Raw genomic sequence first — 16,921 nt, 5'->3', positions numbered from 1 at the left:
CGACCGGAAGCGCCACCACACACGACGGGCCGAGTGACCCGACGGGCCGCCACATATCGCGGGGACGCGTGATCAGGAGGGCCGCCGCATACACGAAAGACCGCGTGCGCCAACGGGACACATCGGGGGAACGCCGCATGACCGGACGAGCCGCGACACACTCGAAAGACCGCGTGGCCCAAGGGGCCAGCACATATCGGGGGGATGCGTGACCGAGGCGCGGGGCGTCGAGGGGCCGTGGCGGCGGCTGGATGGTCGGATGTTGTTGGTGCATCCGGTGCGGGAGGCGGTTCGGTACATTCCGGTGCTGGTGGTGACGGTCGTGGTGGGGAGTCGGAGCGACAATCCGCTGTGGGGGTTGGTGGGGTTGGGGGTGATCGTCGTTCTGGCGGTGGGGCGTTGGTTCACGACCACGTATCGGATCGGGGCGGAGCACGTTCAGTTGCGGCGCGGTCTGTTGCGGCGGCGGACGCTGACCGTGCCGCGCTCGCGCATCCGGTCGGTGGACGTGCACGCCGATCCGCTGCATCGGGTGCTCGGGCTGGCCGTGCTCACCATCGGCACCGGGCAGCGGGCCGACCGGGAGGAGCGGTTCCATCTCGACGGGCTCGACGCGCGGCGGGTGCCCGAACTGCGGGCGCTGCTGCTGGCCGAGGGAGCCGAGGCCGAGGACACCGGACACGTCGCCGCGCCGACGACGGACGAGGGCGTGGACATCGCCGAGTGGCGGCCGTCCTGGGTGCGGTACGCGCCGCTGTCGCTGACCGGGCTGGCCATCGTCGGGCCGATCGTGGGCCTGGCGTTCAAATACGGTGTGGCGCAAGTGGTCGTGGACTCGCGGACCGTGCGGGACCTCGGCGACCACGGCGCGGTGTTCCTCGCGCTGCTGGTGCTGATCGGCATCGCCGTGCTGATCGCGGTCACCGCGGTCGCGGCGTGCGCGCACTACCTGACCACGTATCACGGGCTGCGCGTACTCGACGACGGCAAGACCCTGCACATTCGGCACGGGCTGTTCACCACCCGGCAGACCACCCTCGATCTGGCCCGCCTGCGCGGCGCGACGGTCAACGAGCCGCTGCTGCTGCGGCTGGCCGGGGGCGCCGAACTCGAGGCCGTCATGACCGGCACCGACGCGCGCCGCAAGCTGTTGCCGCAGGCCCCCCGGGCGGCGGTCGAACGCACCCTCGCCCGGTTGCTCGCCTCGCGCGGACGCCACGACGCCGCCGCCGCGCCCGCCCGGGTGGAGTTGCTCCGGCACGGCCCGCGCGCCCGGCGGCGGCGGTACGTACGGGCGCTGTCGCCGGTCGCGCTGCTCGCGGTCGCGGCCGTCGCGAGTTCGCTTGCGGGCGTGGCGGTTCCGTACTGGACGTGGCCGGTGCTCGCGCTGCTCGCGGTCGGCGCGGCCCTGCTGGCCGAGGACCGGTACCGGGGGCTGGGGCACGCGGTGCTGCCCGCAACCCCTATCTGGCTCATCACCCGGCACGGTTCGCTGGATCGCGATCGCGACTGTCTCGAGGCCCCGGGGATCATCGGCTGGACGGTCCGGCAGACGTTTTTCCAGCGTCGCGCGGGTCTGGCCACGGTCACCGCGGCAACCGCCGCGGGAAAGAAGCGCTACCACCTCGTCGACATTCCGATCGAGCGCGCGTGGGAGGTCCTCGACGCGGTCACGCCCGGCCTGCGCGGACACCGCTGAAGTAAGCGCGGATTCTTATATTATTTCGGCCGTTTCGGCTGCAAGGAATCTCGTTAGTGAGCGCGAATTCCCCCTTCGTGATAGAACACAGCAGGCATCACGAAGGGTGATTTTTCTCATGGAGCCTACGGCCGAACAGCGCGCCGCGCTGAGCATGATCTGCGATACGTTCGTTCCCGGCGACGGTGCGACGCTGCCGCCCGCGAGCGAACTCGGAGCGGTGGACACCGTCTTCGACCTGCTGAGCCGCAGCCCCCGGGAGGCGGACAAGAAACAGCTCGCAATGTTGTTGGGGCTGTGGGACTCTCGCATCACCGGTCTGCTCACCGGCAGCGGGCCGCGGCGGTTCTCGTCGCTGTCGCAGGCCGAACGCGAACGCGCGCTGCTCCGCCTCGGCGATTCGAAACTGGCTCCCGTCCGCTCGATCTTCCAGGCGCTGAAATCGGCCGCGCTGCTGTCCTACAACGTGACTCCCGGACCCACCGGCGTGAATCCGCTGTGGGAGCGAATGGGTTATCCCGCGCCGACCGGACCCCTGCCCACCGCGCCGGAACCGGCGCTGAATCCGCTGCGTTTCACCGAGAAGACGACGCTGAACTGTGATGTCGTCATCGTCGGTTCGGGAGCGGGCGGCGGCGCCGCGGCGGCGGTACTCGCGGAGGCCGGACTCGACGTCATCGTGCTCGAACGCGGGAACTATTACGACGACCGTGATTTCGGAGCGGGCGAACTGCCCGCACTCCAGAAACTCTATGCCCCGGGGGCGAGTTCGGCCGAGGGGCAGATCACCCTGGTCGCCGGATCGTGCCTGGGCGGCGGCACCGTGGTCAACTGGAGCACCTCGCTGCCCACCCCCGACGCCGTGCGCGCCGAATGGGCGGACCTGGGCGCGGAGCAGTTCGCCAAGGACGAGTTCGACGAGGCCCTCGACGCGGTGCAGCGACGATTGCGCGTCACCGACACCCGCTCACCGCTGTCGCTGCGCGACAGCGTGCTCGAGCGCGGCGCGCAGGCGCTGGGCTGGGAGGTCAGCCCGTTGCCGCGCAACGTCTCCGACGCCTGCGACGCCGGAATCGAGTGCGGCCGTTGCGGTTCCGGCTGCCGGATGGGAGCCAAGCAGTCGGTCGTCAAGACCTGGCTGGCCGACGCCGCCGAGCGGGGCGCGCGCCTGGTGGTCGACGCCGACGTGCGCGAGATCGACGTGCATCACGGTCGCGCGCACGGTGTTTCGGCGCGCACCTCCACCGGCGTCGAGATCAAGGTGCGGGCGCGCGCGGTCGTGGTGTCCGCGGGCGCGTTGCAGACTCCCGCGCTGCTGCGGCGATCGGGTCTGCGCAACGACAACATCGGCAGGTACCTGCGCCTGCATCCCGCCGCCGCGGTCTTCGGCCTGTTCGACGAGGAGATCCGGCCCTGGGAGGGCCCGTTGCAGGGCCGCATCTGCCGCCGGCACGCGGATCTGGACGGCAACGGCTACGGCGTCATCTACGAGACCGGGCCGCTGCATCCGGGCGCGGCGATCGGCTTCATGAGCTGGCGCGGGGCGGAGAGCCACCGCGAGGTGATGTCGAACTTCGGGCGCACGAACGCCATCGGCATCATCACCCGCGACCGCGATCCGGGCCAGGTCACCGTCGACAAGGCCGGTGAGCCGGTGGTCAAGTACCGGCTGTCGGATTACGACGCCGCGCATCTGCACACCGGAATCCAGGGCGCCGCAAGCATTCTGGAGGCCGCGGGCGCCACGCGGATCTTCTCCGGCCATCAGGCGGGCATCTCCTACGAGCCCGGCCGCACGGGGTCGCACGCCGAGTTCTCCGCCGCCTGCGAGGCCGCGGGCTACGGTCCCGGCCGGTGCTCGCTGGGCGCCCTGCACATCATGGGCTCGGCCCGGATGGGCGGCAACGCCGAGATGTCGGCCACCAACCCCGACGGGGCCACCTGGGAGGTCCCCAATATCGTCGTCGCCGACGCCTCCTGCTTCCCGACCTCCTCGGGCGTCAACCCGATGGTCTCCATCGAGGCCATCGGTTACATGAACGCCAAACGGCTTGTCTCCCAGTTGATCTGAGTCGGTCGCGCGGACGTCTCCGGGCCTCGTCCCCACAAACGGGGCCCGATTCTTCTTCAGAGGGCGCGGATGCCCTCGAGGACGGCCTGGAGCAGGCTCAGTTCGGATTCGACGGTCACGGTGGTGTGCGGCGCCCGGTAGACGAGGCGGCCGTCGTCGATCAGATCACCGATGAGCACCTTGGTGAGGGTCAGCGGCAGCCGGAGACGGGCGGAGACCTCCGCCACCGACTGCGGGGTCCGGCACAGCTCGACGATCGCGATGTACTCGGGCTCGGTGCGGCGCAGCGCCGCGCCGCGATGGGCGTCGACGACCAGCGTCGCCATATTCAGTTCCGGACGCGCGACGCGACCCCGGCCGCGCGTGACGGCATAGAGCCGGACCAGGGGCCCGGCGTCCTCCTCGTACCAGGATTCGCGTTCGTCGTTCATGGCTGTGGTGTCGGCCGGGTCTGTTGCGGGCGCGGATCGACGCCGAGATGCGAACCGACCCGCTGCACGGTCTGATTCATCTCGTAGGCCACCATGCCCATATCGGCGTTCTCGGCGGCCAGCAGGGCCAGGCACGCGTTGGCGCCCGCCGAGGTGATGAACAGCACCGCATGATCGAGTTCGATCACCGTCTGGCACACGCCACCGGCCTTGAAATGGTGACCGGCACTGCGCGCCAGGCTGTGCAGGGCCGAGGCCATCGCCGAGAAGCGTTCGGCCTCGGACTGTTCCAGCCCGCGGGACCGGCCCAGTAGCAGTCCGTCGGTCGACAACAGCACCGCGGACTCGGCGCCGGACAGCCCGTTGATCAGATCGTCGAGCAGCCAGCCGAGGTCAGTTCGCTGGGAAGTAGTCATCGTCGCCTTCTCGTCGGGTGAAAGATGTTGCGCTGGAATCGGATTCGGCGCGCGAGCGGCGGCCCTCCCGGGTTCCGTGCTCGATCGCGCTCATCAGGGAGCGCGCCTGGTCGGCGCTGCGCTGGCGCGCGGGCGCGACCGCTGGCGGCTCGTCGGTCGCGGTGACCGACTGCCGCTGCCGACGCGGCAGCGGCGGCTTGACCACCGGCGCCGGGGGCGGCGGGGCGGCGTGGAACCCATTGTCCGCCAAGCCCTTCGGGACCGCCGGGAAACCGCCGGATTCCGAGGCGGGGGTGAACCAGGCCGAGCGGTGCGCCACCGGTTCGGGGGCGGGTTCGGCCCGTTCCACGCGTTCGATCCGCTCGGGGCGCTCGGCCCGCCCGAATCGCTCGGGCGCGGCCGCGAGCGCGGCGGGCTGCCGGTCGGGGATCGCGACGGGCTGCCGCTCGGGTTCCTCGGGGGTCGCGTCGGTGGCCAGCAGGGCGGTCGGGACGACCACCACGGCCCGCACGCCGCCGTAGTCGGATTCGCCCAGCTTCACCGAAATCCCGTGGCGGTTGGCCAGTTTCCCGACGACGAACAGGCCGAGGCGGGTGTTGCTGGACAGCGCCGCGACGCTGAAGTCCGGCGGGTTGGCGAGCAGGTCGTTGCGCTCGGCGAACTCGGTCTCGGACATGCCCAGGCCCTGGTCGATGATCTCGACCGCGACGCCGCGGCCGACGATCGCGCCGGTCACCTCCACCCGCGCCTGCGGCGGGGAGAAGGCGGTGGCGTTGTCCATGAGCTCGGCCAGCAGGTGGATGAGGTCGGCGACCGCGCTGCTGATCACCGCGACCTCCGGCAGGCGGCCGGTCTGGATGCGGGTGTAGTCGAGGCTCTCCGCGACCGCGCCGCGCACCAGATCCACCAACCGCACCGGTTTGCGCCAGCGGCGGCCCGGCTGCTCGCCGCCGAGGATGATCAGGTTCTCGGCGTTGCGGCGGGCGCGGGTCGCGAGATGGTCGAGCTGGAACAGCAATTCGAGCTGATCGGAGTTCTCCTCGCGGCGCTCGGCCTGATCGAGCAGCGCCAGCTGGCGGTGCACCACGACCTGGCTGCGGTGGGCGATGTTGAGGAAGACCGCGTTGACGCCGGTGCGGGTCTTGGCCTCGGCGACCGCGGCCGAGACGGCCGCGACGTGGGCGCGGTTGAACGCGCTCGCGACCTGGCCCAGTTCGTCGGAACCGAAGTCCAGCCGGGAACCCTCCTCGGTCACGTCGATCGGTTTGCCCTCGCCGAGGCGGCGCATCAGATCCGGCAGCCGCTCGTCGGCCAATTCCAGTGTCTCGCCGCGCAATCGGCGCATGCGGCCGATGAACCGGTTGGCCAGCAGCAGCGCGAGCACGAACGCCAGCAGCGAGATCGCGAGCACGGCCGCGCCGCCGAGCAGCGAGCGCCGTTCGGTGTCGTCGCCCTGCTGCCGGGCGACGACGTGCGCGTCCTGGCTCTGGTCTTCCCACAGCTTCAGCAGGCGCTGGGTCACGCGGACCGACGCGTCCTGCCAGGCCGCGGTCGTGCTCGGCAGCGGGACCGTCGCGGTGGCGGGCCGGGCGTCGCGCGTCGAACGGGAGGACGTGTCGCTCGTCTCGGGGGTGACGGGGCCGCGCAGCATGATCGCGTCTTGCATGGCGATCACGTTCTGGTAGTCGGGGGAGGCCATCAGCGTCTTCAGCTCGTCGAGGCGCTGTCCCTTCAGCGTGGCCGCCGAATAGGCCATCTCGCCGCGGAATTCGCCGACGTGCGCGTTGAATTCGACGAGCTGCTGCGGGGTCAGCTCGCCCAGGGTCAGGCCCACCGCGCCGAGGGAGTCGGCGATCGAGAGCGCCTCGCCCGCGCGCAACGGATCCACGCCGTATCCCAGTTCGACCGCGACCGCGGCGTCCGGGGCGACGCGGGCGGCCAGCATGGACGCCGCGATGATCGTCCCGATCACCTGGGTGTAGAAGCCGAAGATCTGTTCCGGCGGGGCCTGTCGGGCGTCCACGCCGGCGCGCACCTGCGGGACCGCGTTGAACAGCTTGTTGTAGCCCTCGATATCGGATTTGGCGTTGGCGGGGTTCAACTTTCGCGCGGCGTCGCCGCGGGCGATCACCAAGGCCAGCGCCTCGTCGGACTTCTGCCGGGCCGGGACGAGCAGCCGCTGGGCGTCCGGATCCCCCGCCAGATACAGCATCGACAGGCGGCGCTCCTCCTCGAAGCCCTGCACCATCGCGATCGCGGGAGCGGTCGTACTACTGGCCAGCTCGGCCCAGTCCTTGGCCTCGCGGCCCGATTTGACCAGATACGCCGCCGCGCCGACGCCGATCGCCAACAGTGTGATGCTGGAGATGAGCACGATCGCGAGCAACCGCACGCGCACACTCACCCGACCCCGCACCCCATCTCGGCGCAGTCCTGCCCATTGCACCGCCCGACCTCCTCGCGCTGCCCGAAGTGCGGTTCACCCGTACAGCGAGAGAGAGTAACGAAAACATCCCATTTCAACTACACATAGCGCATATTCGTGACACGGCTCGGCCACGCCGAATCGAATTGCGGTCCAGCCGAATTCGCGGCGAACCAACAGCACACGAACGGCTAATGAAGAACCGCCGTCGCGGGACCGCCCTCACCCCCGAGCCGGAAACGCACGCCGGAACAGATAGAACCCCGCGGGGATCAGACCGCAAGCCAACAGCAACAATGCCGTCCAGTCCGCCGGCAACAGCACGTCCCCACCCGGCCCCGCGGTCGAACAGATCAAATACCCCAGCAGCCACGCGATCAACGGCAACCCCAACGCCGCGGGCCGCGACGCCACAACCCCCATTCCGGCGACCAGCAACACATTCACCACCGCGGCCACCGCCGCCGTGACCGGCACCGGCGTCGCCCCCACATACATCGGCAGATACAACACCTCGAGCGCCAGCGACAACACCCCGTCGACCACCAACACCCCCGCCACCAGCGCCCCGACCACCCCCCACACCGGCCCCCGCGCCGCCACCCCGGCGCGTCCGACAGCCGCGGCCGTCACGGCACCGGCGGAAAGCCGAGCAGCGTCAACACCTGACTCTGCATCTCCACGAACCCGTGCAACACCGCCAGATAAAGCTCATGCTGCGCCTGCCAATACGGCTGCTGGCTTTGAACGAACGCCGCAATGGCATCCTGCAGGGCCCAGTTGTACATGGTGATCAGTCTATGCCGCCGGTATCAGCCCCGGTCGCGGCGATCCGCTCGCCGAAGGCCAAGCGATGTCCGCCCGGGATCTCCACCACGAAATCCCGTAGCCCCCAAGGGTGATCGGTCAAATCCACCGAAATGATCGCCCCCTGCGAACGGCAGTGTCGGTAGAACTCGTCGACACCCCTGACGCCGATATAGCAGGCGGTGGTCTCGTTGACCGCTGGGTTCGTCGTGCGGACGACGGCCAGGCCCACCGTGTCGCGGTGGAGTAGGGCCAGGCCCATTTCGGGCTCGAGCAGTTCGAGCTCGAAACCGAGGATCGCGGTGAGGTGGGTGACCGTGGGTTCCAGGTCGTGGACCTCGAGGTTGGGGCGGCAGCTGGTCAGCTCGGTCATGAGGGGGGACTTTAGTCGGGCAGGCCCGCCAGGAGGTCGTCCTCGCGGCCGTCGGCGGCAACCGGGCCCAGGCGGCCGCGGACGAGCAGGTAGTGCTCCTCGGGGAGGATCGGCTGGGCGATGTTGTTGGACAGCGCGAATTCGCGGCCCGAGGGGGCGACGGTGACCTGGGTGGCGTGGGCGCGCAGGGCGGCGCGTTTGGCGGGGAGGACGTCGGAGACGTCGATGGTGGTGGTTACCGAATCGCTGGCGACACAAGGTAATTCGCCTTCGGCGGGGAGTCGCCAGCCGGACGGGAGCGCGCCGGGGAGTCGGTCGACCGTGCGGCGGGCCAGCGCCTCGGTGTGGCGGCGCAGGACGGTGGCGTCGGTGACGGTCCAGTAGACCTTCGGTGTGGCCCAACCGTTTTCGGCGGCGGCGTCGACGGCGGCCATGGTGATGCGGTGGGCGTGGCGGTGGTCGGGGTGGCCGTAGCCGCCGCGGGGGTCGTAGCCGACCACCACGCGGGGGCGCAGATCCAGCAGGACGCGCACGAGTTCGTCGACCGCGGCGTCCCCGGACTTCACGAACGCGCGCGGATGGAGGGGTTCCATCGGTTGCGGATCCGCGGTCGTGCCGGTCATGCCGGAGTCGCGCCAGCGCCCCGCGCCACCGAGGAAATGCGGTGGGCCCGCGCCCAATTCGGCCAGGGCGCGGTCGAGTTCGCCGATCCGGTAGCCGCCGAGCTGATCGGCCTCGGCGCTCACCAGGCGCGCCCACCGGGCCCCGATGACCTCGCCCTCCTCGCCGAGGGTGCACGTCACGACCGTCACGGGGACGCCGCGGCGGCGATAGTGCGCGATGGTCCCGCCGGTGACGATGGTCTCGTCGTCGGGGTGCGCGTGGACGAGGACGATGCCACCGGTCGTCACGACAACCGCCGCCAGGTGGCCGCCCCGGCGAACATCCCGATCTGGGTCGAGCCGCTCAGCGACACCCCGTCCATCCGCGAACTGACCGCGGCGACCCCGCTGTCCTGCACGATCGGCAGCACGGTCGCCAGCTCCCACAGCTTCGGCTCGGCGTCGGCGAGGGTCCGGGGCACATCGATGCCGCGCAACCCGTTGTCGATCTGCGCCTGCAACGCCGGATCGCACACCCCGGACACATTGCTGGGCGCCTTGCGCATCGCGTCCAGCTGGGCGGTGTCCTCCTCGGGCGTGGCCGGGGGCGGCGGCGGGCAGCCGTAGCGGGAGGCCAGCAGCGTCGAGGCGTCCTGCCCGGAGCGTTCCCAGCCGACGATCGCGTCCACGCTGCCGTCGAGCAGATTCTTGCCGTACAGCTCGTCGGCGGGCAGGCTGCGCACGCTGGCGTCGACGCCCGCGCTGCGCAACTGGTCCGCGGCGGTGCTGGCCACGGCGAGCGTCGTCGGATCCTTGTCGACGGCCCCGATCCGCACCGTGAGCGTCTTGCCGTTCTTGGCGATCGGGCGCGGCTGCGGAGCGGGCGAGGTCGGCGAATTGCCTTGCGGCTGTTCGGGAGCGCGCCCGAATCCGGCCTGCGCCAGCAGCGCGTACGCCTCGTCCGCCGACGGTCGCGGCGGCGCGGTCGCCACATAGCCCGGATCCGACGGCGAAAGCGTCTGGGCGCGAGCGGGTTCCACCCACGCCCCGGTCTGCGCCCCGACGGTCGCGAGCAGCGCCGGATCCAGCAGCGCCAGCACGGCCCGGCGCACCCGCGGATCGGCCAGCTCACCCGTGCGGGCGTTGAGGGCCAGCTGCATCTCGCGCGCCTGGGCCATCACCGCGGTGCGCACGGCCGGGATCGCGGCCAGCTGCGCCTGCAACGCCGCTCCCCCGTGCGCGAGCGCCAGTTGCGCGTCCCCCGCGCGCAGCGACTCGGCCAGCTGTGCGGCGGTCCCGCCCCGGCGCATCAGGATCTGATCCGGTACCGCGGGCGTACCCCAGTAGCGATCGTTGCGATCGAGCAGGATCTCCTCCCGGCCCGAGTCGGCCTGGGTGACCCGGAACTGCCCGCCCGAGATGGGATTCTGATTGATCAGCCCGCGCTCCACGGCCAGCGCCCGCTGGAATCCGCCCGGCTGATCCTTGAGCAGATGCGAGGGCAGCAGATCGGTGAACAGCTCCCGCCACGCCGGATAGGGCGCGTTCATGGTGACGGTCACGGTCTTGCCGCCGTCGGAGGAGGCGATGTCGGCGATCAGCCGATAGCCCGCCGGATCCACCACGCCCGGCTGCGTGATCATCTGCTGCCACAGATACCGGAAATCCTCCGCCGCGATTGGCGCCCCGTCCGACCACGACGCCTGGTTGAGGATCTTGTAGGTGATCGTGAACGGCTCCTGCGCGGTCACATCGGCCGAGGCCATCAGCGCGGTGTCGGGCACCCACTCCGTCGCGCCCGGCGCGTTGGGCGCGGGCACCGGCTTGAACGGGCTCGGAAACACCAGCGACGCAACGGCATTGGTCGCGGGCGACTGATTGGACCGCAGATGCGGATTGAATCCGATCCCGATGTCGTCCACGGCCACCACCACCGTGCTCTTGGTGGGTTTGGCCGGGGTCGTCTTCGGGCTGTCGGTGCTCTCGATGGGCGGCGGCGGATTCGCGGTACACCCGGCGACCACCGTCACGAGGGTCGCCAGCACCACCACTACACGCGCCGTCGCGTGTCTCACTGCCCCCGGCATCACGCTGGGCACTCTACCGTCCTGCATTCGTCGTTCCGCCGGGCCCGGGGAGGGACCCGGACCCGCATTCGTCGTTCCGCCGGGCCCGGGGAGGGACCTGAGGGACCCGGAGGGGCCTACGCGTTCTGGGCGGCGCGGTCGCGGGCCTTGCGGCGGGACAGGTCGCGGGCGCGCTCGGTGGCGCTCAGGATGACCTTGCGGACGCGGACGACGTTCGGACCGACCTCGACGCACTCGTCGCCCGCGCAGAACTCCAGGGCGCCCTCGAGATCCAGCACCAGCGGGCGGGCCAGCGTCTCGAGCACGTCACCGGTCGCGCTGCGCATATTGGTCAGCTTCTTCTCGCGGGTGACATTGATGTCGAGGTCCTCGGCGCGCGGGTTGATGCCCACCACCATGCCCTCGTAGGTCTCCGCGCCGGGCTCGACGAAGAAGGTGCCGCGGTCGGCGAGCTGGAGCATGGCGTACCCGGTGACGCTGCCCGCGCGGTCGGACACCAGCGACCCGGTGTGCCGGGCGCGGATCTCCCCGGCCCACGGCGCGTATCCGTGCGAGACGGCGTTGGCGATGCCGGTGCCGCGGGTCTCGGTGAGGAAGTCGGTGCGGAACCCGATCAGCCCGCGCGAGGGCACGATGAATTCCATTCGGACCCAACCGGATCCGTGGTTGGTCATCTGCACCATCTTGCCCTTGCGCGCGGCCAGCAGCTGGGTGACCGCGCCCAGGTACTCCTCGGGCACGTCGATGGTGAGCTCCTCGAAGGGCTCGTGCACTTTACCGTCGACGGTGCGGGTGACCACCTGCGGCTTGCCCACGGTCAGCTCGAAACCCTCGCGGCGCATGGTCTCCACCAGGATGGCCAGCGCCAGCTCACCGCGGCCCTGCACCTCCCAGGTGTCGGGGCGTTCGGTGTTGAGCACCCGCAGCGACACGTTGCCGACCAGTTCCTGATCCAGCCGCGCCTTCACCATGCGGGCGGTCAGTTTGGTGCCGCCGTTGCGCCCGGCGAGCGGGGAGGTGTTGATGCCGACCGTCACCGAGATGGCGGGCTGATCGACGGTGATGCGCGGCAACGCGACCGGGTTCTCCGGATCGGCGAGCGTGTCACCGATCATGATGTCCGGGATGCCCGCGACCGCGACGATATCGCCCGCGACCGCCTCCTCCGCCGGATTGCGTTCCACGCCAACGGTTTTGAGCAGCTCGGTGATCTTGACCGGCTTGACGCCCTCGGCGCTCATCCACGCCACGTTCTGACCCTTGCGCAGGGTGCCGTTGTGGATGCGCAGCAGCGCCAACCGGCCCAGGAACGGCGAGGCGTCGAGGTTGGTGACGTGCGCCTGCAACGGGGCGGCGGCGTCGCCCTTCGGGGCGGGGATGTAGTTGAGCAGGATCTCGAACAGCGCGTCGAGGTTCTCCGCGTCGGGAGCGTGCCCGTTCTCGGGCCGTTCGGTGGACGCCTTGCCCTCGCGGCCGGAGGCGTAGAGCACCGGCAGATCCAGCGCGAGTTCGGCGGCCTCGGCGGCCTCGTCGTCGAGGTCGGACGCCAGATCCAGCAGCAGGTCGTGGCTCTCCTCGACGACCTCGGCGATGCGGGCGTCGGGCCGGTCGGTCTTGTTGACCACCAGGATCACCGGCAGCGACGCGGCCAGCGCCTTGCGCAGCACGAACCGGGTCTGCGGCAGCGGGCCCTCGGAGGCGTCGACCAGCAGCACGACACCGTCGACCATCGACAGTCCGCGCTCGACCTCGCCGCCGAAGTCGGCGTGGCCGGGGGTGTCGATGACATTGATCACGGTGACGCTGCCGTCGGGGTTGTGCCGGTGCACGGCGGTGTTCTTGGCGAGAATGGTGATGCCCTTCTCGCGCTCGAGATCGCCGGAATCCATCACCCGGTCGACCGGTTCGGCCCGCTCGGCGAACGCACCGGACTGCCTGAGCATGGCATCGACCAGCGTCGTCTTGCCGTGGTCGACGTGCGCAACGATGGCCACGTTACGGAACTCGACAGACGACACGTTTGAATCCTCCTGCTGAATGATGTGGTTCGGCCGACCCTCGCCGTAGAGGGGACGAGCAAGACAGGTGCGGTAGGAACTCACCGGGCATGCGGCCAGCTACACAGTACCGAAATACCGGGGACGACCAATTCCGGTGTCGGTCCGGACAGTGGGTACACCGGAGATATGGGTACTCCACGACTCACCGACGACGAGATCGCCACCGCCCTCACCGGGCTGCCCGAGTGGACCCGCACGGGCGACTCCATCACCCGCACGGTCGAGGCCCCGAGCTTCCTGGCCGGAATCGACCTGGTGGGCCGGGTCGCCGAGGCCGCGGAGGCGGCCAACCATCATCCCGATATCGATATCCGTTGGCGCCGGGTCACTTTCACGCTGTCCACCCACGACGCCGATGGGCTCACGCGGCTGGATGTGGATCTGGCGCGGGAGATCGATCGGCTGGCCGCGCGGAGTTGACGGGCTCGGCCCTCTCGTGCCGGGGGCCGACCCGGATGATCCACACGAACAGCGCGACCACGCCGATCACGTCGACCGCGCCCAGCCACGACAGAATGCCCGGCCGGGAGATCGTCCAGATGGTGGGCTGGAAGAACGACAGGATCCAGGGCACGCCGACCAGAGTGGTGATCAACCAGTACCCCGCCAGGACCCGGGCGCCCGCGGCCGCGCGCAACGGCCCGTACAGCAGCCACAGGATCAGCGGCAGCAGCCACACGAAGTGATGCGACCACGAGATCGGCGAGACCATCAGCCCGAACAGCTGCACCACCAGCAGCGTGCCCAGCCGATCGTCGAAGGCCAGCGCCCGCCAGGCCAGGACCGCGAGCACCGCGATCACCAGCACGGCCCCGAGCCACCAGGGCCCGAACGGGATTCGATGCCCGGCCAGTTCCCACGGCGAGCCCGCGTCGTGCCCGAGCAGCCGGGTGAACGCCCCGCGCAGCGACTGATTCCACACCGAACCCACGGGCCCGATCCGATTCGCGTCGCCCAGCAGCGGGCCGAAGTAGGTGCGCGTCTCCTCCGCCGAGAGCAGGAAGCTCAGGCCCACGGTCGCGGCGAACACCACCGCCGAGCACACCGCCGCCGCCCAGCGCTGGCGCCCGGCGAGATAGAGGCCGGTGACGGCCGGGGTCAGCTTCACCCCGGCGGCCACGCCCACCAGCAGACCCGACACCCACCACCGCGCGGAGTAGGCGGCGAGCATCCCGGCGAGCACCAGGAACACGTTGACCTGCCCGTAGTCGATGGTCGTGCGCACCGGCTCGAGCCACATGCCGACCGCGGTCCAGCCGATCGCCGCGGTGCGCCAACGACTTTCGCGCGCGGCCGCGCCGAGCAGCAGCGACAGGCTCAGCCGCACCACCGCGTACAGCGCCGCCACGATCAACAGCAGCCAGCCGACCGCCACCGCCGTGAACGGCAGATAGTGCAGCGGATAGAACACCACGGCCGCGAACGGCGGATAGGTGAACGGCAGCGGGAAGTCCGGCGTCTTCTCCGCGTAGGTGAAGTCGTAGAGGTGCCCGGTGCCCAGATCGGCCGCACCCCCTACGTACACGTGCAGATCGACGAGGTTCATCCCGTTGGGGGTGGCCATCCACAGCAGTCGGATCAGCACCGACAGGCCCAGTGCGGCGACGGCCAACCGGCGTCCGCCGAGGGCCGATCGCGGATTTCGAGTCACGGCGCGCAAGCTTTCGGGTCGGGTGCCGGGCCTGGACAAGATTAATCAGGGGTATCTTCTGACGACGCACCGGCCGGTTCGCCGACCGGAGCGGCAAGTGCAGGCAAGATCACACCATGGCTGTACAACGCTGGACTCGATCCCTAGAGTGACGCGCAACGATGCGCCCAGCATCGCCGACGTTGTGGTACCCGAGGTAAGGACGGCTACACCAGTGCTTCGCAGCAGAGGAACGCGGTTCGCATTGTCAGTGGTGGCCTTGACGGCCGGTGCGACACTGACCGCGTCATCGATGGCGGTCGCAGCCCCGGCCCCGAAGCCGCAGACGTCCGCGACCGTTCCGCTGGTGCCCGAGGGCGTCCCGGTCGACGTGCTCGCCAACCTCGCGCCCGCCATCGTGGGCGCGGCCGCACAGGCGGGCAATATCGCCTCGCCCGGTCAGCAGACCATCCTCGATCAGGCGCAGAACCTGCTCAACAGCCCCGGCATTCCGCCGCAGATCAAGACGACGTTGCAGGCCATCATCGCGTTCCTCAGCGGCAGCAACGGCGGCGGCCCGGACATCCCGCAGGACGGCCCGGCCATCGCGCAGTTCCTCTACCCGAGCATCGGCCGCGGCTGCATCGGCCCGGGCGCCGACTCGGTCGGCACCGCGCTGGCCGTGCCCGGTCCCGCCGAGCTGCCCCCGCCGGGTCCGGCGGCCGGTCAGGCCGGTTTCGTGTTCACCGCGCTGGGCACCAAAGGTCTTGTCCCGCAGCAGAATCCGCCGCTGGTGGTGCAGTGGTACAACCTCGACTCCGGCCGGGGCGGCACGCTGCCGCTGACCGATGCCGCGCACATCAACCCCGACGGCCCGGCGACGCTGTCCGCGATCGCCGACACCGGCGCGGGTCGCGTGGTGGCCGTGGTGTCCGGTTCGCTGACGACTCAGCCCGCCGCGGATCAGGCGCCGATCACCTGCTCGTTCCTGCCGACGCTGGGCTTCTTCACCGTCGGCCGCTGAGGTCCGGCAAGCGGCCCATACGCGACACTCGGGGAAATCCGCACCGGATCGGTCCGGGGCTGTGGTAGACCCCTATTCATGGCGACTGTCGATCAGATCGAACGGTCAGCAGTACCAGCGCGTCGCACCCGTTCGGTGCTGTCGAGCCGCTCCCACCGGTCCATTCTGTCGATCCGGTCGGAGGGCTCGATCCTGTCGATCGGCTCGGCCTACTCCATCCTGTCGATCGGCAGCGTCGGTTCGGTGCTGTCGATCTGCTCGGCCGGGTCGTTCTTCAGTGTGGGTTCGGCGTTCTCCGGGTTGTCGCGCTGGTCCCTGCTGTCCTGGATGGGCGAGCGCGCGGCGCCCGAGGCCCGGCCCGCGCTACGGGTCATGCCGGACGAGCCGGATCTGAGCAAGGATCCGACCTGTCACTGCCAGACGTAGGGTCGATGCACCATGGCCGCACCAGCGGCCCCTCAGGTGGCGGGCGCGCTCACCACTGCCCGTACTCCGGGGCGAGGATGGCGTTCACATCCACGCCCACGCCGTCGACGGTCCGGTCGTCGATCTCGAACTGGTGTAGGTGGGCCTCGGGGTGTACGAATCCCGCCGGGGTGCCCCAATTGTGTTGCCAGAACCAGGAACCCAGGCCCGCGACGGACGCCAGGTCGATGGTGGGCGAGTTGGCGTAGACCCCGAGGTTCTCGTTGCCGACGACCGACTGCCATCCCAGCAGATACGGGGCGATCATCGCCGCGAAGTCCGCGGCCGAGGGATTGTCATCGATGGACGCGTAGATCGGCACCCCGTCGGGCCCACCCGCCTCCCGATGCAGCTGCAACGCCCGATCCGCGTGCTTCTTCCCGGCCTCGAGCCCACCCCGCCAATCCGCGGTCGGCCCCTTCCCGAACTGATAACACGACACGATGCTCAACCCGGCCTCGTGCAGCGCGTCGGCCTCCCTCGCCAGCAAGGGCTTCCCCACCATCCACTCCGCCCCCGGTCGCCGATCCGACACATACCGAATCGCCCCCGCGTGCCCCGCCGCCTTGATCGCCTCCGCCGCGGGCACCCCACCCGCGTAGTCCACCAACGTCCCCAGCCGAGCCCGTCCCACCCCCCACGCCCGAGGCGCCACCGCCGCCCCCACGACAACCCCCGCCGCACCCCCCAACAACGCCCGCCGCGACAACGACCCGGAACGCATCGACGACCTCCTCCACGCGGAACCCACCACAGGAAAAACCCGGCGCACCTTCCCCGACGGCATCACAGATGCCATCCGCGCGCCGGGAGCCTCGAACGTCGCCTCAT

16 protein-coding genes are annotated in these 16,921 nt (G+C 70.2%); 5 read left to right on the top strand and 11 right to left on the bottom strand.

Features of this window, described 5'->3' with window-relative positions; genetic code table 11:
* Positions 1-208 precede the first annotated feature (208 nt).
* Both ACFYTQ_RS21500 and ACFYTQ_RS21495 read left to right on the top strand, forming a co-directional pair.
* Positions 209-1,699: a PH domain-containing protein gene (locus ACFYTQ_RS21500; protein ID WP_387363540.1), complete on the top strand. Its 1,491-nt coding sequence runs from the start codon at positions 209-211 to the stop codon at positions 1,697-1,699.
* A 118-nt stretch (positions 1,700-1,817) separates the two neighbouring features.
* Entirely contained in the window at positions 1,818-3,770 is a 1,953-nt protein-coding gene (locus ACFYTQ_RS21495) for an FAD-dependent oxidoreductase (RefSeq protein ID WP_387363538.1), read from the top strand.
* A 56-nt stretch (positions 3,771-3,826) separates the two neighbouring features.
* Here the strand turns inward: ACFYTQ_RS21495 and ACFYTQ_RS21490 are convergent, their stop codons facing one another.
* The 9 genes from ACFYTQ_RS21490 to typA form a co-directional block, all read right to left on the bottom strand.
* Positions 3,827-4,201 carry a DUF742 domain-containing protein gene (locus ACFYTQ_RS21490; protein ID WP_387363536.1) on the bottom strand — a complete coding sequence of 125 codons (375 nt, stop codon included), beginning with the start codon at positions 4,199-4,201 and terminating at the stop codon, positions 3,827-3,829.
* A complete protein-coding gene (locus ACFYTQ_RS21485) occupies positions 4,198-4,617 on the bottom strand; it encodes a roadblock/LC7 domain-containing protein (RefSeq protein WP_387363534.1) in 420 nt (139 codons plus the stop codon). The genes ACFYTQ_RS21490 and ACFYTQ_RS21485 overlap by 4 nt, the downstream gene beginning before the upstream one ends.
* Complete coding sequence (locus ACFYTQ_RS21480) at positions 4,595-7,063, bottom strand: nitrate- and nitrite sensing domain-containing protein (protein WP_387363531.1); 2,469 nt, start codon at positions 7,061-7,063, stop codon at positions 4,595-4,597. The genes ACFYTQ_RS21485 and ACFYTQ_RS21480 overlap by 23 nt, the downstream gene beginning before the upstream one ends.
* Before the next feature lie 201 nt (positions 7,064-7,264).
* Positions 7,265-7,675 carry a hypothetical protein gene (locus ACFYTQ_RS21475; RefSeq protein WP_387363528.1) on the bottom strand — a complete coding sequence of 137 codons (411 nt, stop codon included), beginning with the start codon at positions 7,673-7,675 and terminating at the stop codon, positions 7,265-7,267.
* The gene (locus ACFYTQ_RS21470; protein ID WP_387363526.1) at positions 7,672-7,830 is read right to left on the bottom strand and encodes a hypothetical protein; all 159 of its coding nucleotides are present in this window, start codon (positions 7,828-7,830) and stop codon (positions 7,672-7,674) included. Before ACFYTQ_RS21470 ends, ACFYTQ_RS21475 begins: the two co-directional genes overlap by 4 nt.
* 5 nt (positions 7,831-7,835) lie before the next feature.
* Positions 7,836-8,222 (bottom strand): VOC family protein, encoded by a 387-nt coding sequence (locus ACFYTQ_RS21465; protein ID WP_387363523.1) that lies wholly within the window; start codon positions 8,220-8,222, stop codon positions 7,836-7,838.
* A gap of 11 nt (positions 8,223-8,233) precedes the next feature.
* Positions 8,234-9,133: an N-acetyl-1-D-myo-inositol-2-amino-2-deoxy-alpha-D-glucopyranoside deacetylase gene (gene mshB / locus ACFYTQ_RS21460; protein WP_387363520.1), complete on the bottom strand. Its 900-nt coding sequence runs from the start codon at positions 9,131-9,133 to the stop codon at positions 8,234-8,236.
* Positions 9,130-10,911 carry an ABC transporter family substrate-binding protein gene (locus tag ACFYTQ_RS21455; RefSeq protein ID WP_387363517.1) on the bottom strand — a complete coding sequence of 594 codons (1,782 nt, stop codon included), beginning with the start codon at positions 10,909-10,911 and terminating at the stop codon, positions 9,130-9,132. Before ACFYTQ_RS21455 ends, mshB begins: the two co-directional genes overlap by 4 nt.
* Positions 10,912-11,027: 116 nt before the next feature.
* On the bottom strand, positions 11,028-12,929 hold the full coding sequence (gene typA, locus ACFYTQ_RS21450; RefSeq protein ID WP_387363515.1) for a translational GTPase TypA: 1,902 nt from the start codon (positions 12,927-12,929) through the stop codon (positions 11,028-11,030).
* Positions 12,930-13,097: 168 nt separating this feature from the next.
* Between typA and ACFYTQ_RS21445 the strand changes: the two genes are divergently transcribed.
* Complete coding sequence (locus tag ACFYTQ_RS21445; RefSeq protein ID WP_387363512.1) at positions 13,098-13,391, top strand: 4a-hydroxytetrahydrobiopterin dehydratase; 294 nt, start codon at positions 13,098-13,100, stop codon at positions 13,389-13,391.
* Here the strand turns inward: ACFYTQ_RS21445 and ACFYTQ_RS21440 are convergent.
* On the bottom strand, positions 13,333-14,631 hold the full coding sequence (locus ACFYTQ_RS21440) for a mannosyltransferase (RefSeq protein WP_387363509.1): 1,299 nt from the start codon (positions 14,629-14,631) through the stop codon (positions 13,333-13,335). The genes ACFYTQ_RS21445 and ACFYTQ_RS21440 overlap by 59 nt on opposite strands.
* Positions 14,632-14,836: 205 nt before the next feature.
* Here ACFYTQ_RS21440 and ACFYTQ_RS21435 point away from each other — a divergent pair, with 205 nt between their 5' ends.
* Positions 14,837-15,625, top strand: coding sequence for a hypothetical protein (locus ACFYTQ_RS21435; RefSeq protein ID WP_387363506.1), 789 nt, complete (start codon positions 14,837-14,839; stop codon positions 15,623-15,625).
* A gap of 78 nt (positions 15,626-15,703) precedes the next feature.
* Positions 15,704-16,051, top strand: a complete 348-nt coding sequence (locus tag ACFYTQ_RS21430; protein ID WP_387363503.1) for a hypothetical protein — start codon at positions 15,704-15,706, stop codon at positions 16,049-16,051.
* A gap of 49 nt (positions 16,052-16,100) precedes the next feature.
* Here ACFYTQ_RS21430 and ACFYTQ_RS21425 read toward each other — a convergent pair whose 3' ends face one another.
* Entirely contained in the window at positions 16,101-16,814 is a 714-nt protein-coding gene (locus ACFYTQ_RS21425; protein WP_387363500.1) for a DUF1906 domain-containing protein, read from the bottom strand.
* Between the last annotated feature and the right edge of the window lie 107 nt (positions 16,815-16,921).

The organism is Nocardia sp. NPDC004068 (genome assembly GCF_042874315.1).
Taxonomy (GTDB): domain Bacteria; phylum Actinomycetota; class Actinomycetes; order Mycobacteriales; family Mycobacteriaceae; genus Nocardia.
Note: the sequence above shows the minus strand (reverse complement) of the source record. Positions and strands in the feature narration are given on the sequence as shown.

Excerpts from the sequence above, each read along its gene's own strand:
- ACFYTQ_RS21495 (WP_387363538.1), top strand. The coding sequence starts at position 1,818 with ATGGAGCCTACGGCCGAACAGCGCGCCGCGCTGAGCATGATCTGCGAT.
- ACFYTQ_RS21490 (WP_387363536.1), bottom strand. The coding sequence starts at position 4,201 with ATGAACGACGAACGCGAATCCTGGTACGAGGAGGACGCCGGGCCCCTG.
- ACFYTQ_RS21485 (WP_387363534.1), bottom strand. The coding sequence starts at position 4,617 with ATGACTACTTCCCAGCGAACTGACCTCGGCTGGCTGCTCGACGATCTG.
- ACFYTQ_RS21470 (WP_387363526.1), bottom strand. The coding sequence starts at position 7,830 with ATGTACAACTGGGCCCTGCAGGATGCCATTGCGGCGTTCGTTCAAAGC.
- ACFYTQ_RS21465 (WP_387363523.1), bottom strand. The coding sequence starts at position 8,222 with ATGACCGAGCTGACCAGCTGCCGCCCCAACCTCGAGGTCCACGACCTG.
- ACFYTQ_RS21455 (WP_387363517.1), bottom strand. The coding sequence starts at position 10,911 with ATGCCGGGGGCAGTGAGACACGCGACGGCGCGTGTAGTGGTGGTGCTG.
- ACFYTQ_RS21445 (WP_387363512.1), top strand. The coding sequence starts at position 13,098 with ATGGGTACTCCACGACTCACCGACGACGAGATCGCCACCGCCCTCACC.
- ACFYTQ_RS21430 (WP_387363503.1), top strand. The coding sequence starts at position 15,704 with ATGGCGACTGTCGATCAGATCGAACGGTCAGCAGTACCAGCGCGTCGC.
- ACFYTQ_RS21425 (WP_387363500.1), bottom strand. The coding sequence starts at position 16,814 with ATGCGTTCCGGGTCGTTGTCGCGGCGGGCGTTGTTGGGGGGTGCGGCG.